At 71.4% G+C, this 16,252-nt stretch carries 17 protein-coding genes; 9 read left to right on the top strand and 8 right to left on the bottom strand.

The genetic code is table 11. The annotated features are described in order from the left end of the window. Positions 1-65: 65 nt before the first annotated feature. Complete coding sequence (locus tag OG766_RS06720; RefSeq protein WP_266375452.1) at positions 66-362, bottom strand: hypothetical protein; 297 nt, start codon at positions 360-362, stop codon at positions 66-68. Positions 363-557: 195 nt separating this feature from the next. On the opposite strand from OG766_RS06720, the gene OG766_RS06715 reads away from it, so the two are divergent. Then, on the top strand, positions 558-1,493 hold the full coding sequence (locus tag OG766_RS06715) for an NADP-dependent oxidoreductase (protein WP_266375454.1): 936 nt from the start codon (positions 558-560) through the stop codon (positions 1,491-1,493). Positions 1,494-1,553: 60 nt separating this feature from the next. Here OG766_RS06715 and OG766_RS06710 read toward each other — a convergent pair whose 3' ends face one another. Genes OG766_RS06710 through OG766_RS06700 form a run of 3 tightly spaced genes read right to left on the bottom strand, consistent with a single transcriptional unit; the run spans position 1,554 to position 2,948 of the window. Beyond that, positions 1,554-1,859, bottom strand: coding sequence for a DUF202 domain-containing protein (locus OG766_RS06710; protein ID WP_423247166.1), 306 nt, complete (start codon positions 1,857-1,859; stop codon positions 1,554-1,556). Positions 1,860-1,873: 14 nt separating this feature from the next. Continuing rightward, on the bottom strand, positions 1,874-2,263 hold the full coding sequence (locus tag OG766_RS06705) for a YidH family protein (RefSeq protein WP_328724770.1): 390 nt from the start codon (positions 2,261-2,263) through the stop codon (positions 1,874-1,876). 10 nt (positions 2,264-2,273) lie between these two features. Next, complete coding sequence (locus tag OG766_RS06700) at positions 2,274-2,948, bottom strand: NUDIX hydrolase (protein WP_328724769.1); 675 nt, start codon at positions 2,946-2,948, stop codon at positions 2,274-2,276. Between the two features lie 112 nt (positions 2,949-3,060). On the opposite strand from OG766_RS06700, the gene OG766_RS06695 reads away from it, so the two are divergent. Beyond that, positions 3,061-4,716 carry an FAD-binding dehydrogenase gene (locus tag OG766_RS06695; RefSeq protein WP_266375462.1) on the top strand — a complete coding sequence of 552 codons (1,656 nt, stop codon included), beginning with the start codon at positions 3,061-3,063 and terminating at the stop codon, positions 4,714-4,716. Between the two features lie 120 nt (positions 4,717-4,836). Here OG766_RS06695 and OG766_RS06690 read toward each other — a convergent pair whose 3' ends face one another. Next, complete coding sequence (locus OG766_RS06690; RefSeq protein ID WP_266375464.1) at positions 4,837-5,268, bottom strand: ASCH domain-containing protein; 432 nt, start codon at positions 5,266-5,268, stop codon at positions 4,837-4,839. Positions 5,269-5,432: 164 nt separating this feature from the next. Here OG766_RS06690 and OG766_RS06685 point away from each other — a divergent pair, with 164 nt between their 5' ends. The 4 genes from OG766_RS06685 to OG766_RS06670 all read left to right on the top strand — a co-directional run bounded on the left by OG766_RS06685 (position 5,433) and on the right by OG766_RS06670 (position 9,535). Further along, on the top strand, positions 5,433-6,398 hold the full coding sequence (locus OG766_RS06685) for a hypothetical protein (RefSeq protein WP_328724767.1): 966 nt from the start codon (positions 5,433-5,435) through the stop codon (positions 6,396-6,398). A 29-nt stretch (positions 6,399-6,427) separates the two neighbouring features. Continuing rightward, complete coding sequence (locus tag OG766_RS06680; protein WP_328724765.1) at positions 6,428-8,002, top strand: APC family permease; 1,575 nt, start codon at positions 6,428-6,430, stop codon at positions 8,000-8,002. A 110-nt stretch (positions 8,003-8,112) separates the two neighbouring features. After that, positions 8,113-8,928 (top strand): molybdopterin-dependent oxidoreductase, encoded by an 816-nt coding sequence (locus OG766_RS06675; RefSeq protein ID WP_443045453.1) that lies wholly within the window; start codon positions 8,113-8,115, stop codon positions 8,926-8,928. Next, positions 8,870-9,535, top strand: coding sequence for a cytochrome b/b6 domain-containing protein (locus tag OG766_RS06670; protein WP_328724764.1), 666 nt, complete (start codon positions 8,870-8,872; stop codon positions 9,533-9,535). Before OG766_RS06675 ends, OG766_RS06670 begins: the two co-directional genes overlap by 59 nt. 18 nt (positions 9,536-9,553) lie before the next feature. Here OG766_RS06670 and OG766_RS06665 read toward each other — a convergent pair whose 3' ends face one another. Both OG766_RS06665 and OG766_RS06660 read right to left on the bottom strand, forming a co-directional pair. After that, positions 9,554-10,951 carry a GntT/GntP/DsdX family permease gene (locus OG766_RS06665; protein ID WP_328724763.1) on the bottom strand — a complete coding sequence of 466 codons (1,398 nt, stop codon included), beginning with the start codon at positions 10,949-10,951 and terminating at the stop codon, positions 9,554-9,556. Positions 10,952-10,961: 10 nt separating this feature from the next. Beyond that, positions 10,962-11,480, bottom strand: a complete 519-nt coding sequence (locus OG766_RS06660; RefSeq protein ID WP_266375474.1) for a gluconokinase — start codon at positions 11,478-11,480, stop codon at positions 10,962-10,964. Positions 11,481-11,633: 153 nt separating this feature from the next. Between OG766_RS06660 and OG766_RS06655 the strand changes: the two genes are divergently transcribed. From OG766_RS06655 to OG766_RS06645, 3 genes are all read left to right on the top strand, one after another. Then, on the top strand, positions 11,634-12,335 hold the full coding sequence (locus OG766_RS06655; RefSeq protein ID WP_266375476.1) for a FadR/GntR family transcriptional regulator: 702 nt from the start codon (positions 11,634-11,636) through the stop codon (positions 12,333-12,335). A 224-nt stretch (positions 12,336-12,559) separates the two neighbouring features. Next, positions 12,560-14,023 carry an amino acid permease gene (locus tag OG766_RS06650; RefSeq protein WP_328724761.1) on the top strand — a complete coding sequence of 488 codons (1,464 nt, stop codon included), beginning with the start codon at positions 12,560-12,562 and terminating at the stop codon, positions 14,021-14,023. A gap of 138 nt (positions 14,024-14,161) precedes the next feature. Then, positions 14,162-15,250 carry an S-(hydroxymethyl)mycothiol dehydrogenase gene (locus tag OG766_RS06645; protein WP_266375480.1) on the top strand — a complete coding sequence of 363 codons (1,089 nt, stop codon included), beginning with the start codon at positions 14,162-14,164 and terminating at the stop codon, positions 15,248-15,250. 10 nt (positions 15,251-15,260) lie between these two features. On the opposite strand, the gene OG766_RS06640 is transcribed toward OG766_RS06645, so the two are convergent. Next, positions 15,261-16,202 (bottom strand): pseudouridine synthase, encoded by a 942-nt coding sequence (locus OG766_RS06640; protein WP_266375482.1) that lies wholly within the window; start codon positions 16,200-16,202, stop codon positions 15,261-15,263. Between the last annotated feature and the right edge of the window lie 50 nt (positions 16,203-16,252).

The raw sequence follows: 16,252 nt of genomic DNA, 5'->3' as shown, positions 1-16,252 counted from the left end.
CGGAGCTCGTGGTCGACTGACGGGGCAGCCTGCCAGTCGGCCGACGCCGCGCGGAAGCGGGCCCGTCAGTGATCGTCCCAGTGCCCGTCGTGCGCGGCGTGGCGGTGTCCGTCGTGCACGTAGTCGACATGGTCGCCATGGCGAACGGACACGTGCCCGCAGCCCTCGCCGTGCTGATGGGCGTGCTCGTCGTGGGCGACGTGCCCGCCCGGCTCGCACTCGTCCCAGTGGCCCTGGTGCGACCGGTGCAGATGACCGTCGTGCGCGTAGTCGATGTGATCGCCGTGCACGATCTCGGTGTGCCCGCAGCCCGGTCCGTGGGCGTGCTCATGAGTGGGGTGTTCCTGGTGGAGAACGGTCATGTCGCTCACCTTCGAGGTGGTTCGGGAGGGATCGAGGCGCCGGGTGTACCGGCCGACCCCACGCTAGTCCGGAATGCCCCTTTGTCCCGGCTTCTGTCGCTGCGCCGCCCGCGTGGTGACTCCGTGTGAGGGCATCGCGTGGGCGCGGGCCGCTCCGGCTTGCGCAAGCCCCGGGCGGGCCGGAGGGTCGGACGTATGAAGGCGATCAGCTACCGCCGCTACGGCGGTCCCGAGGTCCTGGAGTACGGCGAACTGCCGGAGCCCAAGGTCGGCCCGGACGCCGTCCTCGTCAGAGTGCGGGCGGCGGCCGTCAACCCGGTCGACTGGAAGTGCCGCGAAGGCTACCTGGACCCCGTCCTCGACGCCGTCTTCCCGGTGGTCCCCGGCTGGGACGTCGCCGGGACCGTCGCCCGGACCGGTGCCTCCGTCCCGGAGTTCGACGTCGGTGACGAGGTGATCGGCTACGTCCGGGAGGACCTCCTCTGCCACGGCACCTTCGCCGAGTACGTGGCCGCCCCGGTCCGCACCCTCGCCCGCAAACCGCGCAACCTGAGCTTCGAGGAGGCGGCCGGACTGCCGCTGGCCGGGCTCACCGCGTACCAGGTGCTCACCCAGGCGCTCGGCGTCGGACACGGCGACACCCTCCTCGTGCACGCCGCCGCCGGTGGGGTCGGATCGATCGCCGTGCAGCTCGCCCGCCACTTCGGCGCACGGGTCATCGGCACGGCCAGTGAGCACTCCCACGAGCATCTGCGCGATCTGGGCGCCGAGCCGGTCACCTACGGCGAGGGGCTGGCCGAGCGGGTACGGGCCCTGGCCCCCGGCGGTGTCGACGCGATCCTCGACAGTGTGGGCGGCGAGGCCCTGACCGTGTCGGCGGAGCTGCTCGCCGACGGCGGAAGGCTCGCCTCCATCGCCGACCCCGCGGTCACCGCACTCGGCGGACGCTATGTCTTCGTGCGGCCGAACACCGCGGACCTCTACCGGCTGAGTGAACTCGCCGAGGAGGAGATCATCTCCGTCCATGTGGCCCGCACCTTCCCGCTGGAGAGGACGGCCGACGCACACCGGCTCAGTCAGGAGGGCCACACCCGCGGAAAGATCGTCGTCACCCTCGACGGGGAGGACTGACACCCCTCGGGCAGCGGCTCACCACACGATCGCGACCGTTCACCACACGATCGAGACGGTTCACCACACGATCGCGACGGCGAACGCGGCGAGCGCCAGCGTGCAGGCGGTCGCGGCGAGCGCCTGGCCCAAGGGCATCGCGCCCGGCGGCCGGAGCACGGCCATCGCCCTGATGCGCCGGTGCGCCAGCGACAGGAACGCGAGCCACACCAGCGCGCTGAGCGCGAAGGCGACGACATCGCTCCCGCTGAGCCCCTGTCGGTGCACGACCTGCCGGGCCGCCAGCACCGCCGCCACCGTGAACGCGAGCGTCGTCCGGCGCCACGCGAGCCGGGTCCGCTCCGGCTGCAGCCCCGGATCTCGCACCGCGGGAGCGGAACTCACCCGCGCCCCCACGCCACGACCACCACCATGGTGACCGAGACGGCGGCCACGACCAGCGCCAGGACCGAGGGGAAGCGCGACACGGGCAGATCCTCGCCGCGCCGTATCGCCCGTTCGCACCGCACCCAGTGATTGACCGCCCGGAACGCGCAGAGCACTCCCGCCCCGATCAGCGCGAGCGACAGCCCCACCCGCACACCCCACCGCAGATCGGGGAGGAACTGGTCGACGGCGAAGCCTCCGGCGATGAGCGCGAGCGCGGTCCGGATCCAGGCGAGGAAGGTGCGCTCATTGGCGAGGGAGAAGCGGTAGTCGGGCGTCTCGCCCTCGTCCCGAATCCGCCCGGGCGCGAACCACAGCCGCAGACTCCGTACCCAATCGCTCACCCGCCGCAGCCTACTGCCCCGTGGGGCGGGCGCCGCCGTGCCCCCGCGCGGGCGACCGGAGGCCGCGGAGCCGCTCGTACGCGGCGAGGCCGTCCGGTACCCACCGCCACTCACCGAGCCGCGCCACCAGCTCGGACTCCGGGAGGAAGGCGTGCCAGGCGACCTCCTCGGCCTGCGGGTGCACCGGCAGCTCGCAGCGGACCTCGTACACCGCGGACCACCAGGTCTGCGGGATCGCGTCCGGGTCGCAGTCCGGGGCCTCGTACAGGAACGTGAAGAGCGGTACGGGGCGGGGGAGTCCGGCGACGCCCAGCTCCTCCTCCGCCTCGCGCAGCGCCGCGTCGTCGTACGACTCGCCCGCGCCGACGACACCGCCGACGAACATGTCGTACAGGGACGGGAAGACGAGCTTCGTCGGGGTGCGGCGATGCACGAAGATCCGGCCCCGCGCGTCCCGGGCCTGGACGAAGACGCAGCGGTGGCGCAGACCGCGTGCGTACGCCTCGCCGCGCGGGGCCTGGCCGATGACCTCGTCGTTCTCGTCGACGATGTCGAGGATCTCGTCGGCGGGGCCAGAAGCGGGGCCAGAAGCGGGGCTCGAGGCGGGGCCCGAGGCGGGGCCCGAGGCGGGATTCGGCCCCGGACGGGACTCCGGATGCGGCTCCGGACGGGAAGCGGTGCTCATGCGGCCATGAAATCACCGGGCCGTCGTGCGGGCCGAACTGTTGACGAGTTACCGCCGCGTACAGAAGATCGGAGCCATCCGACAGCCCGCCGCTCCGAGAAGGACGTGACCCATGCCGTACGACACCGATGTCATCGTGATCGGGGCAGGACTGGCGGGCCTCGTGGCCACCGCGGAGCTCGTCGACGCCGGGCGCAGGGTCATCCTGCTCGACCAGGAGCCCGAGCAGTCGATCGGCGGACAGGCCCACTGGTCCTTCGGCGGCCTCTTCTTCGTCGACTCGCCGGAACAGCGCCGGATGCGCATCAAGGACAGCCACGACCTCGCCCTCCAGGACTGGCTCGGCACCGCCGGCTTCGACCGCGAGGACGACCACTGGCCACGCCGCTGGGCCGAGGCGTACGTCGACTTCGCCGCCGGTGAGAAGCGGTCCTGGCTGCACGCGCAGGGCGTCAGGTTCTTCCCGGTCGTCGGCTGGGCCGAGCGCGGCGGCTACGACGCCAACGGGCACGGGAACTCCGTGCCGCGTTTCCACATCACCTGGGGGACCGGCCCGGGCCTCGTCGAGCCCTTCGAGCGCAGGGTCCGTGAGGGCGTCGCACGCGGACTCGTCGACCTGCGCTTCCGGCACCGGGTGACCGGCCTCAGCCGTACGGCCGGGGCCGTCGACACCGTGACCGGCGAGATCCTTCAGCCGTCCGACGCCGAGCGCGGCAGTGCGAGCAGCCGCGAGGTAGCCGGGTCCTTCGAACTCCGCGCCCAGGCCGTCGTCGTCACCTCCGGCGGCATCGGCGGCAACCACGACCTCGTCCGCGCCCAGTGGCCCGAGCGGCTCGGCACCCCGCCCGAGAAGATGCTGTCCGGTGTCCCGGCCCATGTCGACGGGCTGATGCTCGGCATCGCGGAGACGGCCGGCGCCCGGCACATCAACCGCGACCGCATGTGGCACTACACCGAGGGCATCGAGAACTGGAACCCGATCTGGGCCCGGCACGGCATCCGCATCCTGCCCGGTCCCTCCTCGCTCTGGCTGGACGCGCGCGGACGGCGGCTGCCCGTACCGCTCTTCCCCGGCTTCGACACCCTCGGGACGCTGGAGCACATCACCAGGTCCGGCTACGACTACACCTGGTTCGTCCTCGACCAGCGCATCATCGGCAAGGAGTTCGCGCTCTCCGGCTCCGAGCAGAACCCGGACCTGACGGGCAGGTCCGTGCGCGGCGTCATCGACCGGGCACGCGCCGAAGTGCCGGGCCCGGTCAAGGCGTTCATGGACAACGGAGCGGACTTCGTCGTCGAGAAGGACCTCGGCGCACTGGTGCGCGGGATGAACGCGCTCACCAAGGAGCCCCTCATCGACGAGGCCGCGCTGCGCCGCGAAATCACCGCCCGAGACCGGGAGATCGCCAACCCGTTCACCAAGGACCTCCAGATCACGGCGATGCGCGGGGCCCGCAAGTACCTCGGCGACAAGCTCATCCGCACCGCGTCCCCGCACCGCATCCTCGACCCCGCGGCCGGGCCGCTCATCGCCGTACGGCTCAACATCCTGACCCGGAAGTCCCTCGGCGGCCTGGAGACGGACCTGTCCTCCCGTGTCCTCACGGAGGGCGGCGAGCCGCTGCCGGGGATGTACGCGGCGGGCGAGGCGGCGGGCTTCGGCGGCGGAGGCGTCCACGGCTACCGGTCGCTCGAAGGCACCTTCCTCGGTGGCTGCATCTTCTCCGGCCGCGCCGCGGGCCGGGCGGCGGCCGAGGCGGTCGCCTGACGCCGGTCGCCCTGACGCCGGTGACCTCCGCGTGCGGCGAGGGACAGGTCCTGACCCGCGGCCGGACCCGGGGTGCGCGGACCGCACTCCGGGCCGGCCCGTGCGCCGCCGGGAGCGTGGCTAGGCCACGTCCAGGCGGCGCACCACGCGGAAGCGTTCCGCCACCAGCATGGTCGTGTCGTCGACCGTGAAGTCCGGGGCGCCCAGGGCCTCGCGCATCTCCTGGCTGTGCCAGAAGCGTTCGTGGGCCGAGCGCCATGCGGCGACCGTCAGGTGGCCCTCGCCCTCGTCGAGAGCGTGCCGGAGGTCCACCCCGGCCAGCGGCAGCACGCGGACCTCCGTCACCTCCAGCACCGCGACCTCGCGCCCCGCCGAGTCGATCAGGCCCCAGCGTTCGCCCGCCTCGGGCAGGTCCTCGTCCTCCGCCTCGTACTCGGCCAGCAGCCCGGTGGTGGACACCTTCTCCCCGGAGAGGACGGCGGCGACCAGCCGGTCGCGCACCGGTCCGGGGAAGGCCAGCAGATACGGCTTGAGGGGCTCGTCCTCGCTCATCCGGGCAGCATAGAAGACAGGCCCAACCATCGTTTCGGCACCGGGTGTTCGCGCGTGCCGACCCGTACCGCAAACCGCTCTTGACGTGGAGCCATGCCTACCGCTTTGCTGTGCGCGACCACTCGGTCACATCCAGATGTGAGAGATGTGAAAGAAGCACGCGGGTGCCCCCACCTCCGCCTCCACCCCCGCTCGGCCGCGGACGCCGCCGTGCCGGGCGTTCCGGCCACCCCTTCGATTCGGCGCTCGACGACACCGAACTCATAGCCGCCCGCGGCCAGTTGGCCCAGGGCCGCTGGGCAGCCGCACGCTCCTTGCTCGTCGCGACCGGCGACGACTGGGACCGCCGGGGCCACCGTCTCGTCGTCCTCGGCGAACCCCGGTCGAGCGCCGCCTGGGCGAGCGACTGGCTGCTCGCCGAGCCCGCCAGCCCCGACGCCACCATGCTCCTCGCCTGCGCCGGCGTGCACGCGGCGCTGGGCGGCCGGGAACGTCCGGAGACGGCCCGTACGGCCTGCCTGGCCGCCGCCGAACTCGCTCCGCACGACCCGACCCCGTGGCTCGCGCAGCTCCTCCTCGCCCGCACCCTCGGCACCGAGGAAGAGGTCGTCCACCTCTTCGACGAGGTACGGGTCCGGCACCCCGAACACCACCACGCCCACCATCTGATGGTCGCCAGACTCGCCGAACGCCACGCCGCCGCCGGACAGGACCCGCTGCACGAGGTGTACGACTTCGCCTCCTGGGCCGCCGAACAGGCCCCGGCCGACTCCCCCTTGGCCGTGCTCCCCGTCGTCGCGCACGCCGAGCGCTACCGGGTGCTGGCCGCCGCCGGCAGCGAACCCGCCGATCCCCTCGCCTCCGGTCACTGGTCCGGCCGCCGCGCCCGACAGGTGATGAAGGCCGCCTTCGACTGGTGGCTGGAATGGGAGCGCGAGGACCACCCCCGCAACCGCGTCGACCTCAACTTCCTCGCCCACGCCAAGTACTGCGAGGGCCGCTCCGCCGAGGCCGCCGCCCTGTTCCACCGCATCGGCGCCCACGCCACCCCTGCCCCCTGGTCCTATCCGGACCAGGACCCGCACCACGCCTTCCAGGCCGCGCGCGCCGCAGCGCTCGGCACCACCTGAACGACCATCCCCGAAGGGACCGCCCCGCCATGCCGCCGGCCAGTTCGAGCACGAGCAACACCAGAACGAGCGCCACCAGCACGAGCGACATCAACACCTACAAAGGGCAGGAACGCGCGCTGCGCGCCGACCGGCTCGGCACCCCGGGTCTGCTGCTCTCGGTGCTCGCCGCCAGCGCACCGCTGATGGTCGTCGCCGGAGTCATGCCCACCGTCTTCGGTGTGATGGGCATCGTCGGCCAGCCCTTGCTGTACGTGATCCTCGGCGTCGTGCTGATGCTGTTCAGCGTCGGCTACGCCGAGATGAGCCGCCATGTCCACAACGCCGGTGCCTTCTACGCGTACATAGCCCGGGGCCTCGGCCCCACCGCGGGCGCCGGCGCCTCGCTCGTCGCCCTCGTCGCGTACAGCGCGATGCAGGTCGGCATCTACGGCATCCTCGGCTTCGAGGTCGCCGGGCTGCTCGCCACCCATCTCGGTCTGACCGTCGCCTGGTGGGTCCCGGCGCTCGCGGCCGCCGCGATCGTCGCCGTGCTCGGCTGGCTGAAGATCGACCTCAACGCCAGGGTGCTCGGCGTGCTCCTCGTCGTCGAGTGCGCGCTCGTCGTCATCTTCGACATCGCGGCCATCGCCGAACCGGGACCGGAGGGCCTCTCGCTCAGCGCCTTCAACCCGGACACCCTCACGGGCGCGGGCCTCGGCACCGCGCTGTGCTTCTGCATCGCCGCGTTCGTCGGCTTCGAGCAGTCCCCGGTGTACGCGGAGGAGACCAGCCGCCCCCAGGTCGTCGTCTCACGCGTGATGTTCCTCGCCGTCGGGTACGCGGCGCTGTTCCTCGCGCTCAGCGCCTGGGCGCTGACCGTGGCCACCGGTCCCGGCTCCATCACCGGACAGGCGGCCAAGGAGGGCCCCGGGCTGCTGTTCACCCTCACCGGCAGCCGACTCGGCGGCACCTTCACCGACGTCCTGCACGTCCTCTTCGTCACCGGCATGTTCGCGGCACTGCTCAGCTTCCACAACGTCGTCGCGCGCTACGCGTTCGCCATGGGCCGCGAAGGACTGCTGCCGGCCGGCTTCGGCCGGACGAACAAGGCGAGCGGCGCCCCCGCCACCGGTTCCGTGCTCCAGTCCGTGGTCTCCGTCCTGGTGATCGGGGCCTTCGCCGTCACCGACGGGATGCCGGCCGGCGACCCGACCACGCCGGTGCTGCGCCTGTTCACCTGGATGGGCAACATCGGGGCGCTCGGTGTGATCCTGCTGATGGCGGCGGCCTCCTTCGCCGTGATCGCCTTCTTCGTGCGCCGCGGCGCGGCCGGACCGCAGGCCTGGCGCCTGGTCTGCTCCGGCCTCGCCGGTCTCGCGCTCGTCGCGATCGCCGTGTACACGGTCAAGGACTTCGACGTCCTGATCGGCGCTGGCCCCGGTTCCTCGCTGAGCTGGATCCTGCCCGGCATCGTCGGCGCCGCCCTGGTCGGCGGCCTGCTGTACGGCACGGTCCTGCGGTCCGTACGACCCGAGGTGCACGCCCGTATCGGACTCGGCAACGAGGCCTTCCGGCTGGAGCAGGCCGCGGCGCCCGAGGAGCCGGCCGGCACCAAGGCGTGAGGTCGCCCGTGACCTCGGGTACCGGTCACGTACGACGTCACATGTGACGGATGTCTGACGGACACCCGCGGCCCCTGGATTCCGGCGGCCGCGGGTGCTCGAATCGACGTGTGAAGGATCCCACCACCCCACGGGCCCCGGACGCGGACCCGGACGCGGACGCGGACCCGGCCTCGGACGTGGACCCGGCCCCGGACGCGGACCCGGACGCGGCCCCTGACTCCGAGGGCGCGCCCGTCGGACGGCGCCTCGTGCTCGGCGTGCTCGGCCTCGGCGCCGCCGGAGTCGCCACCGCGCCGTACCTCCAGCGCGGCCTCGAAGGGTTCCTCGGCGCGGTCGCCGACAAGGACCCCACCAAGCTCACCGGCCTGCTCCCCAACGGCGGCGGCTTCCGCTACTACTCGGTCGCCGCGTCCGTCCCCCGCAGGACCGCGGCGGACTACCGCCTCACCGTGGACGGACTGGTCGAGCGGCCCGGGTCGTACACCCTGGACGCGCTGCGCGCGCTGCCGCAGACCCGTGTGGTGCGCGACGTCCAGTGCGTCACCGGCTGGCGCGTCCCCGGCACCGCGTTCGAGGGTGTGACCCTGTCGGCCCTGCTGGACGCCGCCGGGGTACGGCCGGAGGCCCGGGCCATCCGGTTCACCTGCTTCGACGGCACGTACAGCGAGAGCCTCACCCTCGACCAGGCACGCCGCTCCGACGTCCTGGTCTGTCTGCGGATGCAGGACAAGCCGCTCAGCCACGCGCACGGCGGCCCGGTGCGGCTCTACGTCGCGCCCATGTACTTCTACAAGTCCGCGAAGTGGCTCTCCGGGATCTCCCTGACCCGCGAAGTGCGGCCCGGGTACTGGGAGGAGCGAGGTTATGACGTCGACGCCTGGGTCGGCCGGTCGAACGGCCGCGACGACACCCCGACCGTCTGAACGGCCCGCCCGCGTACGGCGCTTCAGCCGCGCCGAGCGCTGGGTGCACCGCACCACCGCGGCCCTGATGCTGCTGTGCGTGGTGACCGCGGCCTGTCTGTACGTACCCGACCTCGCCGAACTCGTCGGCCGCCGCCACCTCGTGGTGACCCTGCACGAGTGGTCGGGCCTGCTGCTGCCCGTGCCGTTCCTGTTCGGTCTGGCCTCGCGTCCGTTCCGCAAGGATCTGCGTCGGCTGAACCGCTTCGGGCCGCACGACCGCCGGTGGCTGCGGGCCGTGCGCCGCCGGGACCGCGACCCCGGGGCCCGACCGGCGGGGAAGTTCAACGCCGGGCAGAAGCTCTACGCCGGCTGGATCGCGGGTGCGGTGCTGGTGATGCTCGGCACCGGGCTGCTGATGTGGTTCACGCATCTCGCCCCGCTGGTGTGGCGTACCGGAGCGACGTTCGTGCACGACTGGCTCGCGCTCACCATCGGGATCGTCCTGATCGGCCACATCAGGATGGCGCTCGCCGACCCGGAGGCACGCCGTGGCATGCGCACCGGGTCGGTCGAGCGCCCATGGGCCCGGCGGGAGCACCCGCTGTGGGACCCGGATGACGACTGACCGTGCGGCGACCGACCGCTAAAGGACCAGGGACAGCAGCAGTACGCAGACGATGCCGACCACCGAGATGATGGTCTCCATCGCCGACCAGGTCTTGACGGTCTGGCCGACGCTCATCCCGAAGTACTCCTTCACCAGCCAGAATCCGGCGTCGTTGACGTGGCTGAAGAAGAGCGAACCGGCACCGATCGCCAGCACCAGCAGCGCGGTCTCGGCCGTGCCCATGCCGGCGGCGAGCGGGGCGACCAGACCGGCCGCGGAGATGGTCGCGACGGTCGCGGAGCCGGTGGCCAGCCGGATCGCCACCGCGATCAGCCAGGCCAGCAGCAGGGTCGGGATGGCCCAGTTCTTGGAGATGTCCATGATCATCTGACCGACACCGATGTCGATCAGCGTGGTCTTGAAGCCGCCGCCGGCGCCGACGATGAGCAGCACGCCCGCGATCGGGGCCAGCGACTTCTCGACGGTGGTAGCGATCCGGTCCTTGGTGAAGCCGGCGGCGCGGCCCAGCGTGAACATGCCGACGATGACGGCCGTGAGCAGCGCGATCAGCGGGGAGCCGATGACCGCGGTGACCCGCTGCAGCGGGTTCTCGGGGTTGTCGACGACGATCTCGACCAGCGCGTGGGACATCATCAGGACGACCGGCAGCAGGACGGTGGAGACGGTGGCGGCGAAGCTCGGGCGCTTCTCCAGGTCCTCCGTGGCCCGCTGCGGGATCATGCCGCCGGGCGCCTCGATGTCCACCCAGCGGGCGGCGTACTTGGAGAACACCGGGCCGGCGATGATCACGGTGGGTATCGCCACGACGAGGCCCAGCGCCAGGGTGACGCCCAGGTTCGCGCCGATGGCGTCGATCGCCACCAGCGGGCCGGGGTGCGGCGGGATGAGGCCGTGCATCACGGACAGACCGGCGAGGGCCGGGATGCCGATCCGCATCAGCGAGTAGTTGCCGCGCTTGGCGACCATCAGGACGACCGGGATCAGCAGGACGATGCCGACCTCGAAGAAGAGGGGCAGTCCGATGATCGAGGCGATCAGGACCATCGCCCAGGGCATGGACCGTCCGCTCGCCTTGGCGAGGATCGTGTCCACGATCTCGTCGGCGCCCCCGGAGTCCGCGAGCAGCTTGCCGAGTATCGCGCCGAGCGCGATGAGCACGCCGACGCCCGCGACGGTGGTGCCGAGCCCCGTCGTGAACGACACGATGGTCTTGTCCAGCGGAGCACCGGCGAAGGCGCCCAGCGCCAGCGAGCCGATCGTCAGCGCCAGAAAGGCGTGCAGCTTAAACCTGGTGATGAGCACGACGATGACGGCGATGCCGGCGAGGACGGCTATGCCGAGCTGTGCGTTGCCCGCCGAGGTGATCGGTTCGGTGGCGTCCGCTGCCAGCATCTCGACGCTGAGACGGGTCACGGTGAATTCCTTAGCTTTCTGCGCTGTCGAGCCGGCGCAGTGCGGCGACGGCCCGCTCGGTGATTTCTTCGGGGGAGCCGGACACGTCGACGGAGACGCCGGCCTCGTCCTCCTGCAGCGGCTGCAGGGTGGCGAACTGCGAGTCGAGCAGCGCGGTGGGCATGAAGTGGCCCTTGCGCTCGGCCATGCGCCGCTCGATCAGCGCACGGTCGCCGGTCAGATGGAGGAAGACGGCGTCCGGGGCGGCGGCCCGCAGCCGGTCCCGGTAGGCGCGCTTCAGCGCGGAGCTGCTGACGACACCGCCGAGCCCGGCCCGGCCGTGTGCCCATTCCCCTATGGCGTCCAGCCAGGGCCAGCGGTCCGAGTCGTCCAGCGGTGTGCCGGCGGACATCTTGGCGATGTTCTCGGCGGGATGGAAGTCGTCGCCCTCGGCGTAGGGAACGCCCAGTGCGTCGGCGAGCAGGGGACCGATCGTGGTCTTGCCGGTTCCTGACACGCCCATCACCACAACGACGTGGGGAGTGCTCATTGGTGCCTCGCTGTCTTCGTCGGCGCCGGACCGGGCATCGGTCCGACGTCGAGCCGTCGCGCTACTGAAACCTATTAGGTACGACGTATTCAAGAGTCCGAGACATAAACGTCATACTTTTTCTTCCTGAACGTTGCCCCGTACCCTTGCCCCATGACCACAGAGGGCCACGGGCTGCACACACATGTCCTCGACAGCCTCGGCCTGGAGATCACCGCAGGCGAGTACCTGCCGGGCAGCGTGTTGCGCACCGACGAACTGGCCCAGCGCTTCGACGTCTCACGCACCGTCGTCCGTGAGGTGATCCGCGTCCTGGAGTCGATGCACCTCGTCGAGTCCCGGCGCCGCGTCGGGGTGACCGTGCGCCCCACCGACGAGTGGAACGTCTACGACCCGCGCGTCATCCGCTGGCGGCTGGCCGGCGCGGACCGCCCGCGCCAGCTGCGGTCCCTGACCGTGCTCCGCTCCGCGATCGAGCCCGTCGCCGCCGGGCTCGCCGCCCGCCACGCCACGGCCGAGCAGTGCGCCGCCCTCACCGAATGCGCGCTCGGCATGGTCGCCACCTCCCGCGGCCACCAGCTGGAGGGCTATCTGAAGCACGACGTCGCCTTCCACCGAATCGTGCTCAACGCCTCCGGCAACGAGATGTTCGCCCGGCTCGGCGATGTCGTCGCCGAGGTCCTCGCCGGCCGTACGCACCACCAGGTGATGTTCGAGGACCCGGACCCGGCCGCCGTCACCCTGCATGTGCAGGTCGCCGAGGCCGTTCGCGAAGGCGATGCCGACCGGGCCGAGCGGCTGACCAGAGAGATCGCCGTCGGGGCCCTGCAGGAGCTGGACGTACTCGCGCCCTGAGGATCATGACATCCTTGCTTCACCTTGTCGTAACCTCTGAAATACCTCAGATTTGTGTCTGAGTGAGGTTGGCCACTGCCAGAATCCCAGGGTTGCCGTGACTATGTCCTTTCGGGCCTTCTGCGCCCCCAAGGCCGGCCGCGGCGACTGTCCTCCCCACCGCGGGAAGGCCGCCGGCAATCCGGCCGGGTACCGCACATCCCCTCACGAAGGCGAACACCTCCATGAGTGACCGCACCTTGACTGCGGCCGATACGCCTGTAGCCGGGCCTCCGGCCACCGGCACCCCCCACGTAGACGCCGGTGACGCCGGGTACCGCAAGGACCTGAAGTCGCGGCACATCAACATGATCGCCATCGGCGGCGCCATCGGTACGGGACTCTTCCTCGGAGCGGGTGGCCGGATGGCCAACGCCGGTCCTTCGCTGTTCATCGCGTACGCCGTCTGCGGCGTCTTCGCCTTCTTCGTCGTGCGCGCGCTCGGCGAGCTGGTCCTCTACCGGCCCTCCTCCGGCGCCTTCGTCTCCTACGCCCGTGAGTTCATGGGCGAGAAGGGCGCCTACACGGCAGGCTGGCTGTACTTCCTGAACTGGTCGACGACCGCCATCGCCGACATCACCGCGGCCGCGACCTACGCCCACTTCTGGGCCATGTTCAGCGACATACCGCAGTGGGTGCTCGCCCTCATCGCCCTCGCCGTGGTCCTCACCGCCAACCTCATCTCGGTGAAGTACTTCGGCGAGATGGAGTTCTGGTTCGCGATCATCAAGGTCGCCGCTCTGGTGATCTTCATGCTCGTCGGCATCTTCCTCGTCGTCACCCAGCACGAGGTCGGCGGCCACACCCCGGGCCTGTCCACCATCACGGACAATGGCGGCGTCTTCCCGGTGGGCGTCATGCCGATGCTGCTGCTCATCCAGGGCGTCGTCTTCGCCTACGCCTCCGTCGAGCTGTGCGGCGTCGCCGCCGGTGAGACCGAGAACCCCGAGAAGATCATGCCGAAGGCGATCAACTCGATCATGTGGCGGGTCGGCCTCTTCTACGTCGGATCCGTGGTGCTGCTCGCGCTGCTGCTGCCGTACACGGCCTACTCCGGCGACGAGAGCCCCTTCGTCACGCTCTTCGACAAGCTCGGCATCCCCGGCGCCGCGGGCGTGATGAACCTCGTCGTGCTCACCGCCGCCCTCTCCAGCCTCAACTCCGGCCTCTACTCGACCGGCCGCATCCTGCGCTCCATGTCGATGTCCGGCTCCGCGCCCAAGTTCACCGGCGTCATGAACAAGGGCGGCGTGCCCTACGGCGGCATCCTGCTCACCGCGGGCTTCGGCGTCCTCGGCGTCGTCCTGAACTACGTAATGCCCGGCGAGGCCTTCGAACTGGTGCTGAACTTCGCCTCCATCGGCATCATCGGCACCTGGGGCATGATCATGGTCTGCTCGCTGCTGTTCTGGTACCGCTCCAAGGACGGCCGCGTCACCCGCCCGGGCTACCGGCTCCCGTGGGCCCCGTGGACCCAGATCACCACGCTGGTGTTCCTCGCCTCCGTCCTCGTCCTCATGTGGATGGACGACGGCATCAGCCGCACCACCGTCAACTGCCTGCCGCTGATCGCGCTCGCCCTCGTCGGCGGCTGGTTCGTGGTCCGCAAGCGGGTCCGCACCCTCGCCACCGAGCGCCAGGACGCCTGACACCCGTCCGTCCCGCACCACGACGAGGCCCCCCACCGGGAAGATCCGGCGGGGGGCCTCGCCCATATCGCCCGCCACGGGCATGGTGGTGCCGTACACATGCGGTGCACACCTGTCCCGAGGAAGGGAAGAACTGCGATGGCGCAGCAGGTCCAGGGGGTCGTCGCCCCCGGCAGGAACGAGCCCGTCCAGGTCGTGGAGATCACCGTCCCCGACCCGGGACCCGGCGAGGCCCTGGTGAGGATCCAGGCGTGCGGGGTCTGTCACACCGACCTCCACTACAAGCAGGGCGGCATCAGCGACGACTTCCCGTTCCTCCTCGGGCACGAGGCCGCCGGCATCGTGGAGTCCGTCGGCGCCGACGTCACCGATGTCGCCCCGGGCGACTTCGTGATCCTCAACTGGCGCGCGGTCTGCGGCCGCTGCCGGGCCTGCCGGCGCGGGCGGCCCTGGTACTGCTTCGACACCCACAACGCCCGCCAGAAGATGACCCTGGCCGGCTCCGGGGCCGAGCTGTCCCCGGCCCTCGGCATCGGCGCCTTCGCCGAGAAGACCCTCGTGGCCGCCGGCCAGTGCACCAAGGTCGACCCGGCCGTCTCCCCGGCCGTGGCCGGCCTGCTGGGCTGCGGCGTCATGGCCGGCATCGGCGCCGCGGTCAACACGGGAGACGTCGGCCGCGGGGACTCCGTCGCCGTCATCGGCTGCGGCGGAGTCGGCGACGGGGCGATCGTCGGCGCCCGGCTCGCCGGAGCGGCCCGGATCATCGCCGTCGACGTCGACGACCGCAAGCTGGAGACCGCCCGCACCATGGGTGCCACCCACACGGTCAACTCCCGTTCCACCGACCCCGTCGAGGCGATCCGCGAGCTCACCGGCGGCTTCGGCGCCGACGTCGTCATCGAGGCCGTCGGCCGGCCCGAGACGTACGAGCAGGCCTTCTACGCCCGCGACCTGGCCGGCACGGTGGTCCTCGTCGGCGTCCCGACCCCCGACATGAAGCTGGAACTCCCGCTGCTCGACGTCTTCGGCCGCGGCGGCGCGCTCAAGTCGTCCTGGTACGGCGACTGTCTGCCGTCCCGCGACTTCCCCATGCTCATCGACCTCCACCAGCAGGGCCGGATCGACCTCGACGCCTTCGTCACGGAGACGATCCGCCTCGCCGACGTCGAGAAGGCCTTCGCCCGGATGCACGAGGGCGACGTCCTGCGCTCGGTGGTGCTGCTGTGACCGCTCCCGGTCACCAGGCCGAGAGCCGCAGCCGGCTCTCGAAGCGGCACTCCCGCCCGCTCACCGGATCGGTGAACTCCAGGCTCCGGGCGAGCAACTGCAGCGGCCGGCCGTAGTCCGTACCGCGCACGAGCTCGTCCTCCAGGACCACCGGATACAGCGGGTCGTCGAGGATCGGCAGCCCCAGGCCGTTCATGTGCACCCGCAGCTGATGGGTACGGCCGGTGGCCGGCAGCAGCCGGTACCGGCCGAGCCCGCCCCGGTGCTCCAGCAGCTCGACACGGCTCTCGCTGTTCGGCTCGCCCGCCGTCTCCCGGGCCGCCTGCACCCCGCGCTCCTTCTCGATCCTGCTGCGCACGGTCACGGGCAGGACGACCGCCGGGTCGTACGGCGCCACCGCCTCGTACTCCTTGCGCACCCGCCGGTCGCGGAACAGCGTCTGGTACGCGCCACGGTCCCGCGGCCGTACGACGAACAGCGCGAGCCCCGCCGTCAGCCGGTCCAGCCGGTGCGCGGGCTGCAGCTCCGGCAGCCCCAGATCGCGCCGCAGCCGGGCCAGCGCGGTCTCCGTGATGTGCCGGCCGCGCGGAGTCGTCGCCAGGAAGTGCGGCTTGTCGGCGACCACCACCCGCTCATCGCGGTACACGATCCCGACCTCGAACGGCACCCGCTCCTCCGCCACGAAATCCCGGTGGAACCAGAGGTGGCGCCCGGCGTCGTACGCCTCCCCGGCGGCCACCGGCCGCCCGTCCGCCCCGACGAACCGGCCCTCCCGCAGCATCGCCTCGACGCGCCCGGCGCCGACCGCTCCGCCGAAGCGTTCGACGAGATGGTCCCCCACGGTCGCCCAGGCACCTGCCGGGTCCGAGGGCAGCCGCACCCGCACGGGATCGATCCCGTCACGCTGGGGGAGCGGCGCCACGGGCACCGCCACCCGCCGTCTGCGTCCCACGGCTGCTCCCGCACTCATTCGTGGACAAACAAAAAACCCCAGCTCAGCTG

Source organism: Streptomyces sp. NBC_00259, from assembly GCF_036181745.1.
In the GTDB taxonomy this organism is placed as follows: domain Bacteria; phylum Actinomycetota; class Actinomycetes; order Streptomycetales; family Streptomycetaceae; genus Streptomyces; species Streptomyces pratisoli.
Note: the sequence above shows the minus strand (reverse complement) of the source record. Positions and strands in the feature narration are given on the sequence as shown.